We start from the raw sequence: 1,806 nt of genomic DNA, 5'->3' as shown, positions 1-1,806 counted from the left end.
GTAAAATCAGTTGGTGAGTTGGCTGAAGCTATGGAGAAGCTAATCATCAGTCCTGATCTGATTACTACTATGGGACAGGCCTCTCGTAAACTCACTGAAGACAAGTTTGAGGTTCATAAGGTCAATCAGGTCATGACAAATGAGATGGGACTGAGCCGTTGAGAACATATATACTTATGCAAACCCTTGATTCTAATTGACTATTTATAAGCCTTTTATTTTTATAGTATTTAGCTTATTTAAAATACTTATCAATTGTATGGTCTTTTAAGCTATAATTGCCCGATTTTTCCTTACTCTATATTTAAGATTGTCACTATGTTCAATAAGAAGATACTAACGTATTTACGATTTTTGCCTGTCCAGCTTCTTATTGGCTTAGTCGTCTGTACTTGGATTCCGTATTTGTTCTTTGATTGGCAGTACTCCATATTCGGTATTGCTAAACAGACTACTTTTAGTGTCTTTATCAGTACTATGCTCACCGTATCGACTATATTTACCCTAAACCTGATACGCCGCTTCCCTGGTATTAATTCTAGCTTATACATACTACCGGTGTTCTTTTTTTGGTTTATCGTTATCGTAGTGGTATCTGGTCTGACCTATCTACCTTTTTCTATTGCTTATTACTGTATAAGTAGTCTTTGCTTACTTAGCTTTTTATTTATAGTTAATATTATCAATCGTCATAATACGATTCAGACACTAGCCTATATCCCTGTAGGTCGCGCTATAGATATGCCAGAGCAGGTACCAACAGCACAGTGGCTAAAACTTGATAGCACTAACCTCGACCAAGAGGTCAATGGTATTGTCACTGATCTGCATAGCTATGACTTGACCGACGAGTGGGAAGAGTTCATCGCTAATAAAACTCTAGAAGGCATTCCGGTATATCATCATCGCAATATACGCGAATCTTTGACAGGTAGAGTCAAGATTAATCACCTGTACGAGAATGAACTGGGTTCTCTTTTGCCTTCTGGCAATTATATGATGGTCAAATACTGCCTTGATGTGTTGATAATTTTGCTATTATTACCGATGACTCTCATTATTTGTGTATTGACAGCACTAGCTATCAAGCGTGAAGATGGCGGTAAGGTGTTTTATGTACAATCAAGAGTAGGCTATCGTGGCAAGACTATAAAGGTTTATAAATTTCGTAGCATGCGCGAGCAGGCGAAAGAAGTTTTGACAGTTGATAATGATGATAGAATCACCAAAGTAGGCAAGTTCATTCGTAAAACGAGAGTCGATGAGTTGCCTCAGTTTCTTAACGTCATCAAAGGCGAGCTGAGCCTGATCGGACCTAGAGCAGAGTTTATTGATTTTGCGGTCAAGCTCGAACAGCAAGTACCATTTTTTAATTATCGTCATATTGTCAAGCCAGGTATATCGGGTTGGGCACAGGTCAATCAAGGTTATGCAACTGGTGCTGAGGAGACTCAGTTAAAGATTGAATACGATTTTTATTACATTAAGCATATTTCCTTTACCTTAGATTTGCTGATTTTCTTTAGAACTATTCATACTACCCTTACTGGATTTGGGTCACGCTAACATTAATGAAATCAAGACGTTACAGCAAGACTCTGCGTCCAACACTACAAACCAAGAGTAAACCATTATGACCATACATTTGCTTCGCCGTCGTCTGAATACTTTGGGTATTGTCAGTATAGGGTTAAGCGTAGGCTTGATGAGTACGATCGCTAACGCCCAAAACCTGCATATGAATGATCTGCGATTAAAAGCAGAAATTGACTGGCTAAACGCGCAGGGCGTCACTCAAATAAGTAC

1 protein-coding gene is annotated in these 1,806 nt (G+C 38.7%); it reads left to right on the top strand.

Features of this window, described 5'->3' with window-relative positions:
• Positions 1-318 precede the first annotated feature (318 nt).
• Complete coding sequence (locus tag ACTXGO_RS13175) at positions 319-1,566, top strand: sugar transferase (protein ID WP_443541373.1); 1,248 nt, start codon at positions 319-321, stop codon at positions 1,564-1,566.
• The last annotated feature ends 240 nt before the right edge of the window (positions 1,567-1,806 follow it).

The organism is Psychrobacter sp. T6-1, assembly GCF_052258445.1.
This window is presented reverse-complemented; position numbering and strand designations above follow the sequence as displayed.